The organism is Nonomuraea terrae, assembly GCF_044465245.1.
Classification (GTDB): domain Bacteria; phylum Actinomycetota; class Actinomycetes; order Streptosporangiales; family Streptosporangiaceae; genus Nonomuraea; species Nonomuraea terrae.
This window is the reverse complement of sequence record NZ_JBITLL010000002.1, coordinates 780,871-798,687: the sequence shown is the minus strand read 5'-3', so window position 1 is coordinate 798,687 and position 17,817 is coordinate 780,871. Positions and strand designations below refer to the sequence as shown.

Here is a 17,817-nt window from a genome sequence, read left to right as displayed (position 1 = left end):
GCAGCACGCTAGGAAGAGACCCCCGCCTCCCGGTACGGCCGCAGGTTGCGTTCGGCCGACCGAAGGTTGACGGCGAGGGACGGCCGACGCCTCGGAAGCCCGCCGTTGCGCAAAGATTTATCCACGCGTACCATTATTTATCTATGCAGATAAAACAGAAGGCGTCCCGCGATTCCGTCACCAACGCCTCCCGGCGTGCGCAGATCATCGCCGCGGCCATCGACACCATCGCCGAGCTGGGCTACGACAAGGCGTCGTTCGCCCGCATCACCGAGCGCGCCGGGCTGAGCAGCCCCCGGCTGATCTCCTACCACTTCGCCGGCAAGGACGACCTGATCAAAGCGATCGTGGAGGAGGTCTACCGAGCCGGCGCCACGTACATCGTGGACAGGATGAAGGCGGAGGACACGGCGCCGGGGCGGCTCAAGGCGTACCTGACGGCGAACCTGGAGTTCCTCCGCGACCACCCCAAAGAGATCATCGCGCTCACCGAGCTCGGCTCCCACCTGCGCAACCCCTCGGGTGAGCGCCACACCACGGCCGAATACCAGGAGCCCGGCGTGCAGGCCCTGGCGGACCTGCTGCGGGACGGGCAGCGCAGCGGAGAGTTCCGGGAGTTCGACCCCAGGTCCATGGCCGTGATGATCCGCGGCGCGGTGGAGGCGGCGGCCTCGCGGGCGAGCGGGCCGCAGGCGCTCGACATGGCCGCCTACATCCGCGAGACCGTCACGACCTTCCTCATCGCCACCACCGGCGAGCCGCCGCGATGACGCCGGCCGCCGCGACCTCTCGCCGGGCCCTCTACCGCCTGCTCGCCATCGAGATCGCCGGCCCCCTCCTGATCTTCTACGGGCTGCGGGCCGCCGGTGTGAGCCAGTGGCTGGCGCTGCTGGCGGGCGCCGTGCTCCCCGCCGGGCGAGCCGTGCACGGCATCGTGAAGGAGCGGCGGGTCAGCGGCGTCACCCTGTTCGTCCTGGGCACGATGTCGCTGACGGTCGCCATGTCGTCGGTGACGGGCGAGGCCCGGGTGCTCCTGATCCGCGACGCCTGGGGCAGCGCCGCGATGGCCCTGTGGCTGCTGCTCAGCGTCCTGTGGGCCAAGCCGGCCCTGTACGAGGCGCGGATGTTCATGGCCGGCGACCGGCGGGCGGCCTGGGAGTCCAGCTGGGAACGCCGGCCCGCGTTCCGGCGCGCGCTCTGGGTGTTCACGGCCGTCTGGGGGGTGGCGTTCGCGCTGGACATCGCCGTCCGCGTGCTCATGGCGATGACGCTGCCCATCGACCTGGTCCCGGTGCTGGACGACGTCCTGCTCGCCGTCACCCTGCTGGCGCTGGTCGCGATCCAGCGTTCCTGGGGGCCGCGCTACCTGCGGCGGCACGGTCTGGCCATGCGCGGCGCGGAGGTCTACCGGCTCGACGCCGAGGAGCGCGCATGACCGTGGCGCTCGTCACGGGCGGGGGCGGCGGGCTCGGCTCCGCGATCGCCCGCCGGCTGGCACGCGCCGGCATGCGCGTGGCCGTGGCCGACCGCGACACCGCCTCGGGAACCGCCGTCGCGGACGAGGTCGGCGGCCTGTTCGTCCCGCTGGACGTGACGCGCCCCGAGGACAACCGGGCCGCCGTCGACGCGACACTCGCCGCGTACGGGCGGGTGGACGTCGCCGTGCTGAACGCCGCGGTCGCCGGGCGGTGCGGCCTGCACGACTTCACCGCCGAGCGTTACCGCGAGACCATGGCCGTCGACCTGGACGGCGTCGTCTACGGCCTCGACGCCTGCCTGCCGGCGCTGCGCGCGCGGGGCGGCTCGATCGTCGTGGTCTCCAGCGTCGCCGGGCTGACAGCCTCCCCGGACATCTTCTACGCCGCCGCCAAGCACGCGCTGATCGGCCTGGTGCGCTCGGCCGCCATGCTGCTGGCCGCCGACGGCGTCCGGGTGAACGCCCTCTGTCCCGGCCTGACCGACACCCCGATCATCGCCCCGTTCCGGCACGCTCTCGCCGACGCGGGCCTCCCGATCGCTGCCCCCGACGAGATGGCCGAGGCGGTGGAGCACATCCTGGCCGATGGGCGTACGGGCCAGGCCTGGGTCGCGCAGGCGGGACAGGCCGCCGCGCCCGTGGCCTACCCGGTGGTGACGCTCGCGGGTCTCGGGGGATCTCCCGCATAGACCAGGATGGCGAGCCGTTCGGCGGGGATTCTGTACCTACTAGTATGTATGCTTCCCACATGGACACGAGGGAGCGGCTGATCGAGAGCACCCGCGAGCTGCTGTGGGAGCGCGGCTACGTCGGCACCAGCCCGAAGGCGATCCAGGCGCGGGCCGGAGCGGGCCAGGGCAGCATGTACCACCACTTCCAGGGGAAACCCGACCTGGCGCGGGCCGCGATCGTCCGCAGCGCCGCGGAGCTGCGGGACCGGGCGGAGAGCGCGTTCACCGGCCCCGGCAGCGTCCTCGACCGGGTCGCCGCCTACCTGCGGCGGGAGAGAGACGTCCTCAAGGGCTGCCCGGTCGGCAGCCTCACCCAGGATCCCGACGTCATGGCCGATCCCGGGCTGCGCCGGCCGGTCGAGGAGACGTTCGCCTGGCTCACCGACCGTCTGGCCGGGCTGCTGACGGAAGGCCGGGCGAACGGCGAACTCGACGCCGCCCTCGACCCCAGGGCGACGGCTGCCGCACTGGTCGCGGTCCTGCAGGGCGGGTACGTGCTGGCCCGCGCCGCCGGCTCGCCCGACATGTACGCGCAGGCGGTCGACGGCGCTCTCGGCCTCCTCGCCGCCCGCACCCGCTGACCGTCACCACGCTGACCATCACCACGCTGACCATCACCACGAGGAGAGCCATGCCCTTCGTCCGCATCGACGCCCTGGGAACGGACGCCGGTCGTCTCGACGCGCTGAGCCGTGCCGTCCACGATGCCCTGGTCGAGACGCTGGGCGTCCCGCCCGGCGATCGCTTCCAGGTCGTGACCGGCCACAACGGCGCGTCGAGCACCCTGCGCCACGGCGACTATCTCGGCATCCCCCGCGACGACGGCATCGTGTTCGTCGCGGTCACGATGCGCGCGGGCCGCACACCGGCGCGGAAGCAGGCGATGTACCGGCGGATCGCCGAGCTCTGCCACGCGTACGCGGGAACCGAGCCGCGCAACGTCTTCGTCACCGTGACGGAGAACGAGCCCGTCGACTGGTCCCTGGGCCACGGGGCCGCCCAGTACGTGGAACCCTCCGCCCCGACCGCGTAGCAGGCGAGGTCAGGCGACGGGCATCTCGCAGACGGGGGTCAGGGCGACGGTCAGCGCGTCGCGGTGCAGGGCGTCCGGGCGGGTTCTGGCTTCGACCTCCGCTCTGGCCGCGGCCAGGTGGGCGCGGCACCCGATGGACGACCGGCGTACCGGCTCGGCCTGGCGGAGGAGCCGAAGGACGCGCGGAGTGAGCGCGTCCAGCCGGGGGCGCAGCTCGGTGGCCAGGTCGGGCCGCTCGCGGGGGCGTGAGGCCGGGTCGGCCAGCCATCGCGCGTGCAGCCGGCGCTGCACCGTCTTGCCCGCCTCGATCTGCGCCTGGAAGAACCGCACCCCGGTCCGCGGGTCCAGCCCGATCGCCGCCGACCGTTCCGCGACGTCGTCGAGCAACCGCCACTCCCGCTCCGGATCGGTGATCGGGCTCGCCGTCCCGAACTTCGCCGCCGCCACCTCGTCCGCCAGCGACAGCCGCTCGACCGCCGCCGCGACAAGGCCTCGCAGCCCGGCCGCCGCACTCCCGCCACCCACGCCGGTTTCCGACGTCTCGTAGGTCTCACGCTTGTCGTACGGGACGGGCGAGATGGGCGCGCCGGCCGGCTCCCGTTCCTCGTACAGAACGGTCGCGGCGGTCACGCTGAGCGGGGGCGCGGCGCAAGCGGCGGACATGGCGAGGAGTACGGCGGCGGCGAGGAACGCGGCGTGACGCGGCGCGGCCTGGCAGGACATCACGGCGGCCTCCCGGAACGTGACGAGACGATGACAGCACGTCATTGTGGCCGATGGGGCGGCCCGCACGCCGGAAGATCGACGGATCCTAGCCGAACCCGCCGTTGCTCATCAGCAGCTGCCCGTTGATCCACTGTCCCTGCGGCGAACAGAGGAACTCGACGAGATGAGCGGTGTCGAGCGGCGTGCCGAGGCGGCCGAGCGGCGTCTGCCGGGTCACCTGCTCCCGCAGCTCGCCGGACATCCACCCGGTGTCCACCGGCCCCGGGTTCACGACGTTGGCCGTCACACCCAGGTGGGCGAGCTCGTGGGCGGCGGCCAGGGTGATGCGGTCGAGGGCGGCCTTGCTGGCGCCGTACGGGAGGTTGCCGACGGTGTGGTCGCTGGTCAGGGCGATGACGCGCCCGGTGCCGTGGGCGCCGCCGAAACGCCGGCCGTACTCGCGGATCAGCAGCCACGTGGCGCGCGCGTTGACGGCGAAGTGCCGGTCGAAGCTCTCGACGCCGGTGTCGAGCAGCCCGGAGGCGACCGACTCGCAGTGGCACATCACCAGCGCCTTCACCCCGCCCAGACGCCGCTCCACCTCGTCGAAGACGTACGCGGCGGCCGACGGATCGGCGAGGTCCGCCTCGACCGCGGCGGTGGCGGCGCCCTGCCCGGCGAGCTCGGCGGCGACGGCGTCCGCCGCCTCCGGCTCGGCGCCCCAGGGCATGCGCTCGTCGTACGCGCTCCAGAACGTGAAGGCGACGTCCCAGCCGGCCGCCGCCAGCCGGCGGGCGACGCCCGCGCCGATGCCGGCCGTACGTCCGACGCCGGTCACCAGCGCCAGCGGGCGCGTGTCAGTGGTCACAGGAGCAGATCATCCGGAACGCGCCCGGCCGCGCGCAACCCCCTCCCACAGCTCCAGCAGCGCGGCGTTGACCGCCTCCGGCTGCTCGACGTGCGGGTTGTGCGCCGCCGCGGGGATCCGGCGCAGCTCGGCGCCGATCCGCTGGGCGGTGACGCGGGCGCACGCCATCAGCGGCTCGCCACCGCGCCGGCGATACAGCTCGGGGGCGGTCTCCCAGGTGCCGCTGATCATCAGCTTGGGCCAGGGCGCCGCGGCCAGCTCGGCGACCGGGATCGGCGCCTCCCAGCAGAAGCGCTCCCGCACGGAGCTGCCGGCGGCGCGCAGCCGCTCGGGCGTCGCCTCCAGCGGCGGCAGCCCGACCGTCTCGCAGGCCGCCCGCAGATACACCTCGGCAGGAAGGTCGGCGGGGATCCGCCCTGTCATGTCGCGGTTGGCGGTCAGCGCGGCGGCGACCACAGGGTCGTCGGCCGCGGCCTGGTAGCAGCCGGGCTCGATCAGCGCCAGCGACCGCACCAGCGCGGGGACGCGCGCCGCGGCCAGCATGACCGAGACTCCGCCGTACGAGTGCCCGACCAGGTGGGCTCCGCCGGGGGCCAGCGCCTGGAGCAGCCCCACGATGTCGTCGGCGTCGGCCAGGTAGTCGGCGAGGTGACCGCCGTCCGGGTCCGGGCTGCGGCCGTGACCGCGGCGGTCCATCGCCAGCAGCCGGTAACGATCGGACAGCGGCCGCTGCGCCGCGAAGCCGTGTACCGGGTCGTCGCCCCAGCACATGGCGCCGTGCACCAAGAGGACGGCCTGGCCACCGCCGCCCGTCCGGTCCCACACGGTCACGTGGACGTCAGGCATGCGTGGGCTCCTCCCGCGACGGCGTTCAGCGCCATTGAACACGCCCGTACCGTCAGCGTCATCAGGTCATCGGGCGTCGGCGAGCGGGATGCGCAGGATGAACAGGGCGCCTCGCGGCGAGTCGCCGATCGTCAGCGAGCCGTCGTGCGACTGCGCGATGGCGCGGGAGATGGCCAGGCCGAGCCCGCTGCCCTGGGGGTCGCGCCGCCGGGCGTCGTCCAGGCGGACGAACGGCTGGAACACCCGCTCGCGTTCGGTCTCCGCGATGCCTGGGCCGTCGTCGAGCACGGTGACGACCGCCTGCCCCTCCGCGCGCGTCACGCGCACCTCGACCAGGGACTCGGCGTGCCGCTCGGCGTTGACCAGCAGGTTCACCAGCACCTCGCGCAGCTGTACGGCGTTGCCGTAGACCACCACGTCCTCCTCGGCCCGGATCCGGATCGGCGCCCTGCGCGCGGCGACCTCGTCGCGGGCCAGGTCGGTGAGGTTCACCCGCTCGTGCCGGCGCGGGGCCGTCCGTACCCGGGCCAGGATCAGCATCTCCTCGACGATCCCGTGGCAGCGATCGAGCGCGGTGAGGGCGCGGCGGATGGACTCGTGCGGGTCCACGTCGCGATACATCAGCGCCTCCTCCAGCTCGGCCCGCACTCCCGTCAGCGGCGTGCGCAGCTCGTGCGAGACCATCGAGCTGAAACGGCGCTGCTGGTCCACGGCCGCCTCCAGCCGCGCCAGCGTGTCGTTGACCGTGTGCGCCAGGCGGGCGACCGCGTCCCGGCCGGGCGGCGCGGGCACGCGCATGCTCAGATCGGTCACGGTGACCTCGGCCATCCTGCGCCGCATCGCCTCCACCGGCCGCAGCGCCAGCCCGAGCAGCGCCCACGCCGCCACCATCGCCAGCGTGCTCGCCGTCAGGACGCCCAGCGCCAGATAGAGCTCCAGCCGGTACGTGCCGAGGATCGCCGGCTGCTCCTGCCCGGCGTACACGACATGGGACTCGCCGCCCCACAGCAGCTGCTCCTCCTGCGGCGAGGGCCTGACCGCGGTGAACATGAGGCATCCGGACGGGGAGCACGCCCTGCGGTGCTCGATCCGGTTGTCGGACGGCGGCCAGTAGCGGCTGATGCGCGGCAGCCTCGCGGCGGCCCTGCTGGCCGCGACCACATTGCCGGAGGAGTCGACCAGTTGCAGCAGGTCGACGTCCGACGTGGTGACCGGGGGAGCGGGCCGGGCGTCGGTCATCGACGCGATCCAGTCGGTGGCCGCGCGCTGGGTGCCCTCGTACACGCTGCGCTCGACGCCCATGCGGACCGTCAGGTCCGCGACGACGGCGACCCCGGCGAGCACCAGCAGCGAGAACGCGCCGGCGACCAGCGCCAGCGTCGCCTGCAGGGAGAGCCTGTTGACAGGAAAGGACACGCGCTAACTCCCCGGGCTTCCGCTTCGCGGTGCCCGGTGAGCAGCACAGTCGCGGGCCCTCGTGATAGCCGCACCTCCCGCCGCTGACGTGACCCCGGCCCGGCGGAGAGGCCACGATGCAGATCCATTCGTTCGTCTTCCTCGCCGGTTATGTGAAATAACTCCCTGTAAGGTCAAGGCCGCTTGACCCGCCGCGCAGGGTGCCGCGCGGGCGGCCGGCGGCCGAGGTCTATGCTCGTGTACGGAGTGATCTCATGACCTTCGGGGGAATGGCGCATGAAGATCGGCATCATCGGCGCGGGGAACATCGGCGGCACGCTCACCCGCAGACTGACGGCGCTCGGCCACCACGTGGCGGTGGCCAACTCGCGCGGCCCGCACACCCTCCAGGACCTCGCGGAAGAGACCGGGGCGCGGGCGGTGACCGTCGAGGAGGCGCCGCGCGAGGCCGACGTGGTCGTGGTGACGATCCCCGAGTGCAGGGTGCCCGACCTGCCCGCGGGCCTGTTCACCGACGTCGGCGCCGACACGGTCGTGATCGACACGGGAAACTACTACCCGCGCCAGCGCGACGGGCGCATCGACGAGATCGAGAACGGCTTCCCCGAGAGCCGCTGGGTCGAGCGCCGGCTGGGCCGTCCGGTGGTCAAGGCGTTCAACAACATCTACGCCGACCACCTGTCCAACCTGGGCCGCCCGGCCGGGACGCCGGGGCGCATCGCGCTGCCCGTGGCGGGCGACGACCCGCGCGCCAAGGACGTCGTCATGCGGCTCGTCGACGAGCTCGGTTTCGACCCGGTGGACGCCGGCGGCCTCGACGAGTCCTGGCGGCAGCAGCCCGGCACGCCGGTCTACACGACCGACAAGGACGCGGCCGGCGTCCGCGAGGCCCTCGCCCAGGCGAGCCCCGAACGTACCGAGGAATGGCACGCTTGAGGAACGGTCCGTTCCGCATGTCCTTCTAGCGTGTGCCGCAGCGCACGAAGGAGGACATGTGATTCAACTGTCGTGGCCGCAGGTCAGCGCCAGACGCCTGGCTCGATCAGGGCTGCTCGCCCCCGGCACGGGCGCGGGCCTCGACGGGGTCGTGGCGGCGATGTGCGGGACGCACGCCCAGATCATGCCGGCCGCCGAGGCGTCCATCGGGCTGCGCGCGGGCGTCACCCGCGCGCACGTCCGCGACGCCCTGTGGAACACCCGCGCCCTGGTCAAGACGTACGGCCCGCGCGGCACCGTGCACCTGCTGCCCGCCCGCGACCTGCCCCGCTGGGTGGACGCCCTGTCGTCGGTCCCGCACGCCCACCACGCCGGTCCCGCGCCCGTGCGCATGACGCCCGAGCAGACCGGCCAGGTCGTGGCCGCCATCCGCGAGGCCGTCAGGAGCGGCCCGCTGACGATCGACGAGCTGAGCGACGCCGTCGTCGCCGCCACCGGGCCGTGGGCGGGCGACCTCGTCATGCCCGCGTTCCAGGGCCGGTGGCCGCGCTGGCGGCAGGCGATGCCGGTCGCCGCCCACCGCGGCGCGTTCGTCTTCGGCCCGGCACGCGGGCGCAAGGTCACCTACGCGGCCGCCCCGGAGGCCCGCGCCGTGCCGGACGACGGTCTCGCCTGGCTCGTCAGGAGCTACCTCACCGCGTACGGGCCGGCGACGCCCGCGCAGTTCGCGCAGTGGGCGGGCGGGCCCGCGCGGTGGGCGGCCGAGGCGTTCGCCCGGGTGGAGCCGGAGGAGGTGCTGCTGGAGGGCAAGCCGGCCTTCGTGCTCGCGGGCGACACCGACGTGCCCGCCGAACGGCCGCGGGGCGTGCGGCTGCTGCCGTACTTCGACGCGTACGTGGTGGCCGGACGCCCGCGTGAGCTGCTTTACCCCGGCGAGGCCGCGCGGCGGGCGCTGAACGGCGGGCAGGCGGGCAACTTCCCGGTCCTGCTCGTGGACGGCGAGGTGGCCGGCGTCTGGCATTCGCGGCGCTCCGGCTCCCGGATGGACGTCACCGTCGAAGCCGTGCGCGACCTCACCCCGGCGCAGTCACGCGAGCTCGCCGACCAGGTGGAACGCCTCGGCGTGGTGATGGAGGCCAGACCCCGCCTGACCCTCGGCCCGGTCACGGCAGGCCCGCACGCCTGACCCGGGCTGGATGTTCTGTCCAGTCTGGACGTATCATCCAGTATGTGACCGACGAAGACCCCCGCGTACAGATGTGGGCGCCGGTGTGCGGGGCCGTGGCCGCGCTGCTGGCCCCGCACGCCGAGGTGATCCTGCACGACGCCCGCCGCGACCGCGTGTTGCGCGTGTGGAACCCGCTGTCCAGGCGCGCCACCGGTGACCCGTCCCTCCTCGGCGAGCTGCGGCGGCTCGACCCCACGGGCGACGGCGTCTACGGGCCGTACGAGAAGCTGCTGCCCGACGGCCGTCGGCTGTCGTCGGTCAGTGCCGTGCTGCGCGACCCCGACGGCCGGCCGTCCGCCGTGCTCTGCGTGAACCTCGACCGCACCCCGCTCGACCAGGCCGCCACGCTGCTCGCGGCCTTCGCCGCGCCCACCGCCTCCCGCCCGGAGCCGCTGTTCGAGCAGGACTGGACCGACCGCGTCCACCAGGTCGTCGGCACGTACGTACGCGCGCACGGCCGGCCCGCCGAGCGCCTGACCCGCGACGACCGGCTCGCCGTGCTGGCCGAGCTCGACGAGGCCGGCGTCTTCGCCGTCCGCCGCGCCGTCCCCGTCGTCGCCGCCGCGCTGCGGATCTCCCGATCCACCCTGTACGCCCTGCTGTCCGACCTGCGAAGGACCCCATCGTGACCCGCCTGCCCGACTTCCGGCTCGAGCTGCACTTCTCCCGCTGGGAGTTCAGCGCCCGCCACCACCTGACCGCCTCCGACGCCCAGACCATGACCATGACGGAGCTGCTCGCCCTGGCCGACGACGAGGACCGGCACGCCTGGGAGACGCTGTCGCTCGGCTACACCCACACGTACGGCGACCCCGTCCTGCGCCGCGCCATCGCCGGCACCTACGACCAGGTGGACGAGGACGACGTCATCTGCTTCGCCGGCGCGGAGGAGGGCCTCTACCTCGCCATGCAGGTCCTGCTCGAACCCGGCGACCACGCGGTGGTGGTCACGCCCGCCTACCAGGCCGCCGAGACCGTGCCCGCCTCGCTGTGCGAGGTCACCGGCGTCGCCCTCGACCCCGCCCGCGACTGGGCCCTCGACCTGGACGAGGTGCGCGCCGCGATCCGCCCGAACACGCGGCTGGTCGCCGTCAACTTCCCCAACAACCCCACCGGCAAGGTCATCGACGCCGCCGACTTCGCCCGGCTCGCCGAGCTGTGCGACGAGCGCGGCGTGCGCCTGTTCAGCGACGAGGTCTACCGCGGCCTGGAACGCGATCCCGCCCGCATGCTGCCGCAGGCCGCCGACCTGTCGCCGGACGCCCTGTCCCTCAATGTCATCTCCAAGTCCCTCGGACTGCCCGGCCTGCGCGTCGGCTGGATCGCCTGCCGCGACCGCGAGCTGCGCTCGCGGCTGGAACGCGCCAAGCACTACACGACCATCTGCAACGCCGCGCCGAGCGAGGTGCTGGCCCGCGTCGCCGTCAAGGCCCGTGACCGCATCCTGGGCCGCAATCGGGCGATCATCGCCGCCAACCTGCCGAAGTTCGAGGCGTTCTTCGCCGCGCACGCCGGCCTGTTCGAGTGGCGGGCGCCCGACGGCGGCTGCGTCGCCTATCCCCGCTACCTGGGCGCGGACGGCGTGGAGGCGTTCTGCGCCGACCTGGTGGAGAAGGCCGGGGTGCTGCTGCTCCCTGCGAGCGTCTACCGCTCCGAGCTCACGCCGCTTCCGGACGACCGGTTCCGCATCGGCATCGGCCGCAGCGACCCCGAACCGGCCCTGGACGCCTTCGCCGCTTACCTCGAAGGGCGTAACATTCCCTGAAGTGCGCCATAATAGGGAACATTATGGAGTACTACACCGTTGAGCAGGCGGCCGCCGTGCTCGGGCTGCACGTCAAGACCGTGCGTCTTTACGTGCGCGACGGCCGGCTGCCCGCCGTGCGCGTCGGCAGGCGCTACCGGATCGCCAAGGACGACCTGGCGGCGTTCGCCGGGCTGCCCGTCGGCGAGCCGGCCGCGCCGCGCCGCGCCGAGGTGTCGAGCATCGTCCAGGTCGACGGCCTGCCGAGGGCCGAGTTGGACCGGGTCAGCACGATGGTCCTGGGCTCGCTGGCGAGCCGGCCGCACGGCCTGCGCGTCGAGTTCGTCTACGACGAGGAACGCGCCCACCTCAAGGTCATCGTGCTGGGCGGGCTGGAGGAGAGCGCTCAGGTGCTCCGGATCATCGACGCGCTCGTGAGAGGCTGACCATGGAACTGCCCGCCGACGTCCTCGTATGCGACCCGCACGGCGAGCCCCTGCGCGAGACCCGCCACGCGCTCGACCTCATCGGCGACGCCTGGGGCCACGGCGCCACCTGGGTGGCCGTCCCCGCCGAGCGGCTGCACGACGACTTCTTCGCCCTCAGCACCGGCGTGGCCGGCGAGATCGTGCAGAAGTTCGCCAACTACCGCCTCGGGCTCGCGATCGTGGGCGACATCTCGCGCCACACGGCGGCCAGCTCGGCCCTGCGCGCCTGGGCCGGGGAGGCCAACCGCGGCGACCAGCTGTGGTTCGTCCGCGACCTGGAGGAGCTGGCGTCCCGCCGGGCGTAGGTCACGACGCGCCGTGCTCCGCCGTACCGCGACCTCGTCCGGCCCCAGCACCGGCCACGCCCGCGGCACCTGCCTCCCCTGCGGGGCGACTCTTCACGGCAGCGGGCCGTCAGCGGCGACGCGGACGGCGGCGAGCATCTCCCAGGCCGCCTCCGGATGGAGGGTCTCGCCAGGGTCCTCGTGGTAGGGGTCGAGCACCACCGTCGTGGCGCCGAGCCGGCGCAGCTCGCCCAGGTCGGCGGCGACCTGTTCGATCGTGCCCTCGCCGGCGCGCCGGTCGGGCCCGGTGACCGGCGACTCCATGACCCGCAGCAGGATCCTGGGCGCGAACTCGGGCACCGGCCGGCCCATCTCCCCGGCGATCTGCCGCACCCGCGGCCAGGTCTCGCGCAGCCAGGGCAGCGTGTTGCGCAGCGGATGCCAGGCCCGGCCGAACCGCACCGCCCGGCGCAGGGCCGCCTCGCTCCCGCCGCCCACCCAGATGGGGATGCCGCCGGAACGGTAGTCGCGCTCGTCGGCCCACGCCGCCCGGATGGCGGTCAGGTACTCGTCGGTGAGACGGCCGCGCCGCTCGTACGGCACCCCCAGGGCGCCGAACTCCTGCCGCGCCCACCCGACCCCGACGCCCAGCACGAACCGGCCGCCGCTGAGGTCGTTGAGGTTGGCCGCCATGCGCGCCACGAGCAGCGGGTGACGGTAGGGGACGATCAGCACCGTGGTGCCGAGCCCGATGCGGGTGGTGCCTGCCAGCCAGGCGAGCGTGGTGAACGGGTCGTAGAACGGCGCCGGATACCGTTCGGCCACGTCCGGGGTGACGGCTATGTGGTCGGAGACCATCAGCAGGTCGAACCCGAGCCCCTCGACGGTCAGCGCCCAGCGCCGCAGCGTCGCGGGGTCGGTGCCGGGACCGAAGTTGGGGACGTTCACACCGAGTCGCACCAGGTCAGGCTATCTCGGCGGGTCCAGGGGGAAAGGCGCCGGTCCCGGCGCCCAGGGGTGGGCGCCGGGACCGGGGGTGTGGCGGAAGGTCAGTCGTCGTGCCAGTCCCACTTCTTGTCGTCGTCGTGGTGGGTGTGCTTCCAGCCGTCCTTGCAGGCGTCGGAGTCGCGCTTGCCGGTGAAGATGCCGTCCTTGGTGACGAAGTCGAAGCTGCGGTCGTCGCTGATCCACAGACCGCAGTGGTGCGAGTTCTTGTGGCTCCGGTCGTGCCATTCGTCGTCGGCGGCGGCGGGGCCGGCAGATCCGAACAGCGCGGCCGCGGTGAGCAGCGCACCGCCGGCGGCGATGAGGCTCCTTGTCATATCTCCCCCTGGGGTCACGGAATGACGTCGGCCATCACTATACGTAGCGATCTTGTGTCACCACGGCAGCGCCACGCCCGCTTCTCGCCGAGCTGAGAGCGCCACCGGTCCCGTCGCCCGCGGCCATCAGCCCCGGTGAGAAGCGAAGGCCGATGAGGGTGAGGGGAGAGGGGTTACTGATCCCCGGCCACCAGCCGCTTGGGCGCCGCGTGCTGCCAGGACAGCTCGACCAGGCGCGCGAGGCGCTCCGGCGCGATCGCCGCCAGGTCAACGCGGATCCCGATGGGCCGGTCGGAGCGCCGGATCTCCGCCACACCCGCCTCGTCCGCGACGGCCGCCCGTACCTCCTCCTCGCCCAGGGAGAGCGTGACGTGCGTGTCGCCTTCCAGCCCGGCGAAGCTCCTGCCGCGGACCTTGAACGCGGTGTTCCGGAAATGCTTGCCCTCAGTGGTCTCGGGCAGCGCGAGCGCCAGCCGGCGCACGTCGTCGGAAGTGATCACGTGACCTCCTGATCGGTGAGCAGCGCCTCGGCGCCAAGGGGAACGTACCCGGCCGCGAGGAACGCCCGCACGCTCGCGGCGTTGCCAGGCGCGATCTGGGCCCAGACCGGGCCGGGGCAGAGACGGCGAGCGGCTTCGGCCAGCAGCCGGCCCAGGCCGCGGCCCCGGTGGCCAGGATCGACCTCGACCGCCACCTCCCAGCGGCCGGCCACACCGCGTCCGACGGTGACCACCCCGCCCTCGGCGGCCCACACCCGCACCGCGTCACGATGGCGCCACGCCCGCTCCACCCGCGGATGCCCGTCTCCGGTGACCTCCCGCAGCGGCAGTGGCGCCGGGCCGGAGACCGGCGCGGCCAGGACGAGAAGATCGATGGTGCCCACGTGACGCCGCGTACGTACGGCCAGATCCTGGAGAAACGGCGGGGACAGCGGCGCCGACAGATCGTCGGCGGGGAGCCGCTCATGGACCCATTCCGGCTCCACGTCGGCGAACACCACCGAGTGCGCGGTGAACGCCAGCACACCCAGGTCCCGCGGCGACGGCTGGGGGACCACGGTCACCCCGCCGTCGGCCACCGGCATGCACCCACGCTGCGCATCGGCGAGAAACTCGGCGAGAGACGGCATAAATCTACATCGTAAAGGCGCCGGCCTCCCGGTCGCCACGTTCGCTTCGCGGCTGCGTGCACAGGCCGCCGCGACGAGAACAGGCATCCGTCGCTCCTGTCCCTGTTCTCCGATGGACCTGCACCAACGTGCGGCGGAGGCGCGCGGGCAGTCGTACCGACGCGCGAATACCGGCCCGGCGGGTCTAGAGGCTGCGCGGGTCGCGCACCCGGAGGGCGAAGGCCGACAGGCCCTGCTCGTGGTGCTCGATCAGGCCGAGGCGGCGGTAGAAGGAATGGTTCGCGGGGCCTTCCGGGGTGGATTCGTGGTCGGTGGTGAGGACGAAGTAGCGGCAGTGCGCGTACCGATCCTTGAGGTGCTCCAGCAGCCGGCGGCCGACACCCTTGCCGTGGTGCCGGGCGTTGACCAGCAACTCCTGCACGTAGCAGACGATCTCGTCGTCGGACACCGTCCGCGCCAGGCCGAGCAGCTTGCCCGACTCGTCCCTCGCGGTGATGACCAGGTGCGAGTTGGCCAGACTCCGGCACACCCGGGCGACGTCGCCCGTCCACGGGTGCCAGCCGACCGAGTCGTAGAGCTCGAACACCTCGGCCTCGTCGAAGGACGTCTCCTGGGCGATGATCACCACTTATCGGGCTCCCTGCTGTTCTCGGCGTGAAATGACCTGTCCGAGCCTATGCAGGGGAGGGACGTGCCCGCAGGACGGCCCGTCCTTTCCGGGTCGGCCAAGATCGACGAGAAGCTGGCCAGACGGCACGCCCTGACGTTGAACGTCTCGTCAGCCTTCGACCTTTGCGCGCTGGCGGCCCACACGATGAAAGGGCACGTTGTGCTCACTGCTGTCGTCTGCAGGGCCGGCGACGGTCCTTTCTGGTCTCGTCGCTCAAGACGCGGGCCAGAACTGTGCTTTCAGCAGGGTGACGCCGACGAGGTCAGGCGTGAACTCCTCGTGGCCGAGCGCCTTGCGATGGATGGTCACCTGCCAGAGCGTGCTCCGGCGGCCCAGGGACTCTTCTCCGTAAGCCGTGTTGCCGTCGTAGTCGCTCAGGGTGCACACCTTCCCGGAGGCGAAGCGTACGCTTCCGGACCAGCTCCGATCCCAGGAGTCGAGCGGCGGTGGCGCCCCGTCCCAGAGCTCGTATTTGATCAGGCACCTTTCGCTGTCGATTTCGATCGCGATTCCGTTGTCGCCAGTCTCGATCCAGCCGTCGGTGTCGATGTCATAGACATCCGACTCCTCCTCCACGTCCGCGATGCCGGTGAGGTACTTCAGAATCTCCTGCCGATCCAGAAGCTCGGCGATGATCTGCGTCATGATCGTCCTGATGGTCTGGTGTGTCGTGGTGGTGCGCCGTCCGGGCCGCCCGCAGGCGGCTTCCGGTGCCGTCGCCAGGCTTCGCGCGGAGGTCGCGCCCCATGCGCCGTTGCTGGGCGCTATGCACGACGAGGGGCTTCGGGTGTGCGACATCCGGTTTCAGGGCTGAAGACCGCCTCGCGGAGGAACGTCGTCAGCGCCTCCGTGACCTCAACCGGTCGTTCCAGGGGCGGGAGGTGTCCCGTCTCCGGGAGGTCGATGCGGCGGGCGCCGGGGATGCCGTCGGCGAGCAGGCCCGAGACCTCCTGGATGCCTGGCACGTCCGACAGTCCGTTGATCACGAGTGTGGGTGCGGCGACCTCGTGCAACCGCCCGGCGGCCGGAGGGTCGAGGTACCGCTCGGGGGCCCGGGGGCCGGACCAGGAGCGTTCGAACATCAGCCGGCACATGTCCACCGCCTCCTCCCACACCGTGTCGGGGAGCGCGTCGCGATCGCGCCCGGGACCGGCGACCTGCCACAGCGTGTGCGCCTCCGCCATGGCCTGTGCGTCCGCCGGATCGACGTGACCGGCGGACCCCGCGCGGTAACGGGCCAGGCGCTCGGCGGGCACCGACGAGTGGACGCGCTCACGCGCCTGCTCCAGCATCTCCTGCGGCCAGACGTGCCCGCTCAGCCCGGAGCAGATCAGCGCGAGCCCGGCCACCCGGTCAGGCGCGGCGAGCGCCGCCTCGACGGCGTACGCGCCGCCCATCGAGCAGCCGGCCAGCGCGGCACGCTCGACCTTCAGCGCGTCCATGACGGCGAGCAGGTCTTCGTGGTGAGAGACCTCGCGGTCCGGGTCGCCGGAGCGGCCGTGGCCGCGCCAGTCGTAGCGGATCACCCGGTAACGCTCGGCCAGGCCGCGGAACTGGTGGTGCCACATGCGCATGTCGGCCACGGCGGCGTGCACGAGCACCACGGTGCCGGCCGGCGCCGGGGGCCCGCACTCCTCGTACGCGATCGCGAGCTCGTCGATCATCGGCATGCCCGCACGCTAACCGGGGCCTCGGGCAGACGCGTGCCCGTTCACCGTGGGCGCAGCGAAGGCCACAGCGACACGAATGCGCACCATTCATCGTGCCGTCTCCGGCTGATCGCGGACCATCAGGCGGCGCCCTGAGACGAACTGCCGGGACGACGACGGCCGCGACGCACAGGAGTCAGGAGGGCGGCTCGTGGCCCAGGCCTTCCGCGACGCCGTCGCGGAAGGCCGCACCATTCGGCCGGCCGCCCGCGACTGGCGCGGGCGCCCGGCCGGGACGCCGAACGCCGAGTGTTGAACTCGCTAGGCGTAGTCGGGGGTCATGGCGGCGGCCAGGGTCAGGTGGGAGGCGGCTTCGTCGTGCCGGCCCTGGCGCTGCAGCGTACGGCCCAGCAGGTGGCGGGCGTAGGAGTCGTCGGGCGACTCGGCCACGAGGGTCTCCAGTGCCGTGCGCGCCCGGTTGAGCTGGGCCGAAGCGAAGTACGCCCGGGCGGCCAGCATGCGCACGCCCCGGTCGGCGCCGTGCTCGTCCAGCAGGGGCCGCAGCAGTGTGAGCGCGCCGAGCGGGTCGCGCTGGTCGAGCAGCGACTCGGCGTGGCGCAGCCGCACCACCTCGGCGGGCAGCCGGCGCGGCGTGTGCCGGCTCGCGTCCTGCAGGAACTCCCTGATCGCCTCCGGCGGCTGCGCGCCCTCCAGCGCGAGGTCGTTCGCGACGATCGTGGGGGACGTGCGCACGCCCTTGGCCTTGCCGGTCAGCAGCAGCTCCCGCACCGCCTCCGGGCCGGTGCCGGCGAGATCGTCGGCGAGCCCCTCCGCGGCGGCGATCTCGGACAGCACGGCCGGGTCGCCGATGTCGCGGACCTGTACGAAGTGGGCGTTCAGCACCCGCTCCACGACGCGGCCCTGCAACTCCGCGCCGCCCTTCTCGTACGCCAGCGCGATCAGCTGGTGCGCCCGCACGGTGTTGGGGCGCCACTCGGCGCCCCAACGCGGGCCCAGCCCCTCCGCGGCGGCCGCGTCGGCCGCACGCGCGCGGCTCTCGGCGGGGGAGAGCCCGGGCACGCAGGCCCGCAGCGCGCCGTCGGCGATCGGGTCGCGCAGCGCCTGCTCCAGCGGCTCCGAGTGGACGGGCGCCATCGGGTCGGTCTGGTACGGCCGCCAGACCACCTCGATCGGCTCGCCGCCCCAGGAGGCGAGGGCCTTCTCCATCCGCCGCTTGCCGATGTGGGCCCACCCGCAGACGACGTCCGCCCAAATCTCGATCATCATGCCC

23 protein-coding genes are annotated in these 17,817 nt (G+C 73.0%); 11 read left to right on the top strand and 12 right to left on the bottom strand.

The features are described 5' to 3' along the window. Positions 1-143 precede the first annotated feature (143 nt). From ACIBP6_RS10105 to ACIBP6_RS10085, 5 genes are read left to right on the top strand one after another with little or no spacing between them, the layout of a single operon-like run. Positions 144-770 carry a TetR/AcrR family transcriptional regulator gene (locus tag ACIBP6_RS10105; protein WP_397050683.1) on the top strand — a complete coding sequence of 209 codons (627 nt, stop codon included), beginning with the start codon at positions 144-146 and terminating at the stop codon, positions 768-770. Then, on the top strand, positions 767-1,435 hold the full coding sequence (locus ACIBP6_RS10100; RefSeq protein ID WP_397050681.1) for a VC0807 family protein: 669 nt from the start codon (positions 767-769) through the stop codon (positions 1,433-1,435). Before ACIBP6_RS10105 ends, ACIBP6_RS10100 begins: the two co-directional genes overlap by 4 nt. Next, positions 1,432-2,166 carry an SDR family NAD(P)-dependent oxidoreductase gene (locus ACIBP6_RS10095; protein WP_397050679.1) on the top strand — a complete coding sequence of 245 codons (735 nt, stop codon included), beginning with the start codon at positions 1,432-1,434 and terminating at the stop codon, positions 2,164-2,166. The genes ACIBP6_RS10100 and ACIBP6_RS10095 overlap by 4 nt, the downstream gene beginning before the upstream one ends. A 59-nt stretch (positions 2,167-2,225) precedes the next feature. Continuing rightward, entirely contained in the window at positions 2,226-2,789 is a 564-nt protein-coding gene (locus ACIBP6_RS10090; RefSeq protein ID WP_397050677.1) for a TetR/AcrR family transcriptional regulator, read from the top strand. A gap of 50 nt (positions 2,790-2,839) precedes the next feature. Further along, the gene (locus tag ACIBP6_RS10085; protein WP_397050675.1) at positions 2,840-3,241 is read left to right on the top strand and encodes a tautomerase family protein; all 402 of its coding nucleotides are present in this window, start codon (positions 2,840-2,842) and stop codon (positions 3,239-3,241) included. A gap of 9 nt (positions 3,242-3,250) precedes the next feature. Here ACIBP6_RS10085 and aroQ read toward each other — a convergent pair whose 3' ends face one another. From aroQ to ACIBP6_RS10065, 4 genes are all read right to left on the bottom strand, one after another. Beyond that, complete coding sequence (gene aroQ / locus ACIBP6_RS10080; RefSeq protein WP_397051499.1) at positions 3,251-3,964, bottom strand: gamma subclass chorismate mutase AroQ; 714 nt, start codon at positions 3,962-3,964, stop codon at positions 3,251-3,253. An 88-nt stretch (positions 3,965-4,052) separates the two neighbouring features. Beyond that, positions 4,053-4,814 carry an SDR family oxidoreductase gene (locus ACIBP6_RS10075; RefSeq protein ID WP_397050673.1) on the bottom strand — a complete coding sequence of 254 codons (762 nt, stop codon included), beginning with the start codon at positions 4,812-4,814 and terminating at the stop codon, positions 4,053-4,055. Between the two features lie 9 nt (positions 4,815-4,823). Beyond that, positions 4,824-5,660, bottom strand: coding sequence for an alpha/beta fold hydrolase (locus tag ACIBP6_RS10070; protein ID WP_397050671.1), 837 nt, complete (start codon positions 5,658-5,660; stop codon positions 4,824-4,826). Positions 5,661-5,726: 66 nt separating this feature from the next. Further along, positions 5,727-7,076: a sensor histidine kinase gene (locus ACIBP6_RS10065; protein WP_397050669.1), complete on the bottom strand. Its 1,350-nt coding sequence runs from the start codon at positions 7,074-7,076 to the stop codon at positions 5,727-5,729. 276 nt (positions 7,077-7,352) lie between these two features. Here ACIBP6_RS10065 and ACIBP6_RS10060 point away from each other — a divergent pair, with 276 nt between their 5' ends. From ACIBP6_RS10060 to ACIBP6_RS10035, 6 genes are read left to right on the top strand one after another with little or no spacing between them, the layout of a single operon-like run. Further along, positions 7,353-8,012: an NADPH-dependent F420 reductase gene (locus tag ACIBP6_RS10060; RefSeq protein ID WP_397050667.1), complete on the top strand. Its 660-nt coding sequence runs from the start codon at positions 7,353-7,355 to the stop codon at positions 8,010-8,012. A gap of 58 nt (positions 8,013-8,070) precedes the next feature. Then, complete coding sequence (locus tag ACIBP6_RS10055) at positions 8,071-9,198, top strand: winged helix DNA-binding domain-containing protein (protein WP_397050665.1); 1,128 nt, start codon at positions 8,071-8,073, stop codon at positions 9,196-9,198. 44 nt (positions 9,199-9,242) lie between these two features. Then, the gene (locus ACIBP6_RS10050; protein WP_397050663.1) at positions 9,243-9,869 is read left to right on the top strand and encodes a transcriptional regulator; all 627 of its coding nucleotides are present in this window, start codon (positions 9,243-9,245) and stop codon (positions 9,867-9,869) included. After that, the gene (locus tag ACIBP6_RS10045; protein WP_397050661.1) at positions 9,866-11,005 is read left to right on the top strand and encodes an aminotransferase class I/II-fold pyridoxal phosphate-dependent enzyme; all 1,140 of its coding nucleotides are present in this window, start codon (positions 9,866-9,868) and stop codon (positions 11,003-11,005) included. The genes ACIBP6_RS10050 and ACIBP6_RS10045 overlap by 4 nt, the downstream gene beginning before the upstream one ends. A gap of 23 nt (positions 11,006-11,028) precedes the next feature. After that, positions 11,029-11,430: a helix-turn-helix domain-containing protein gene (locus tag ACIBP6_RS10040; RefSeq protein ID WP_132621036.1), complete on the top strand. Its 402-nt coding sequence runs from the start codon at positions 11,029-11,031 to the stop codon at positions 11,428-11,430. A gap of 2 nt (positions 11,431-11,432) precedes the next feature. Further along, positions 11,433-11,777 carry a DUF4180 domain-containing protein gene (locus ACIBP6_RS10035; protein WP_397050659.1) on the top strand — a complete coding sequence of 115 codons (345 nt, stop codon included), beginning with the start codon at positions 11,433-11,435 and terminating at the stop codon, positions 11,775-11,777. A gap of 93 nt (positions 11,778-11,870) precedes the next feature. Here ACIBP6_RS10035 and ACIBP6_RS10030 read toward each other — a convergent pair whose 3' ends face one another. The 8 genes from ACIBP6_RS10030 to ACIBP6_RS09995 form a co-directional block, all read right to left on the bottom strand. Then, on the bottom strand, positions 11,871-12,716 hold the full coding sequence (locus ACIBP6_RS10030) for an LLM class flavin-dependent oxidoreductase (RefSeq protein WP_397050657.1): 846 nt from the start codon (positions 12,714-12,716) through the stop codon (positions 11,871-11,873). An 89-nt stretch (positions 12,717-12,805) separates the two neighbouring features. After that, a complete protein-coding gene (locus ACIBP6_RS10025; protein ID WP_397050655.1) occupies positions 12,806-13,078 on the bottom strand; it encodes a hypothetical protein in 273 nt (90 codons plus the stop codon). Between the two features lie 173 nt (positions 13,079-13,251). Next, positions 13,252-13,578 carry an MmcQ/YjbR family DNA-binding protein gene (locus tag ACIBP6_RS10020; protein WP_397050653.1) on the bottom strand — a complete coding sequence of 109 codons (327 nt, stop codon included), beginning with the start codon at positions 13,576-13,578 and terminating at the stop codon, positions 13,252-13,254. Then, positions 13,575-14,207, bottom strand: coding sequence for a GNAT family N-acetyltransferase (locus ACIBP6_RS10015; protein WP_397050651.1), 633 nt, complete (start codon positions 14,205-14,207; stop codon positions 13,575-13,577). The genes ACIBP6_RS10020 and ACIBP6_RS10015 overlap by 4 nt, the downstream gene beginning before the upstream one ends. 184 nt (positions 14,208-14,391) lie before the next feature. After that, entirely contained in the window at positions 14,392-14,835 is a 444-nt protein-coding gene (locus ACIBP6_RS10010; RefSeq protein WP_397050649.1) for a GNAT family N-acetyltransferase, read from the bottom strand. Positions 14,836-15,090: 255 nt separating this feature from the next. Next, the gene (locus tag ACIBP6_RS10005; RefSeq protein WP_397050647.1) at positions 15,091-15,522 is read right to left on the bottom strand and encodes a hypothetical protein; all 432 of its coding nucleotides are present in this window, start codon (positions 15,520-15,522) and stop codon (positions 15,091-15,093) included. 119 nt (positions 15,523-15,641) lie between these two features. Beyond that, positions 15,642-16,547, bottom strand: coding sequence for an alpha/beta fold hydrolase (locus tag ACIBP6_RS10000; RefSeq protein ID WP_397050645.1), 906 nt, complete (start codon positions 16,545-16,547; stop codon positions 15,642-15,644). A gap of 300 nt (positions 16,548-16,847) precedes the next feature. Beyond that, positions 16,848-17,813, bottom strand: coding sequence for a DsbA family protein (locus ACIBP6_RS09995; protein WP_397050643.1), 966 nt, complete (start codon positions 17,811-17,813; stop codon positions 16,848-16,850). Positions 17,814-17,817 lie beyond the last annotated feature (4 nt).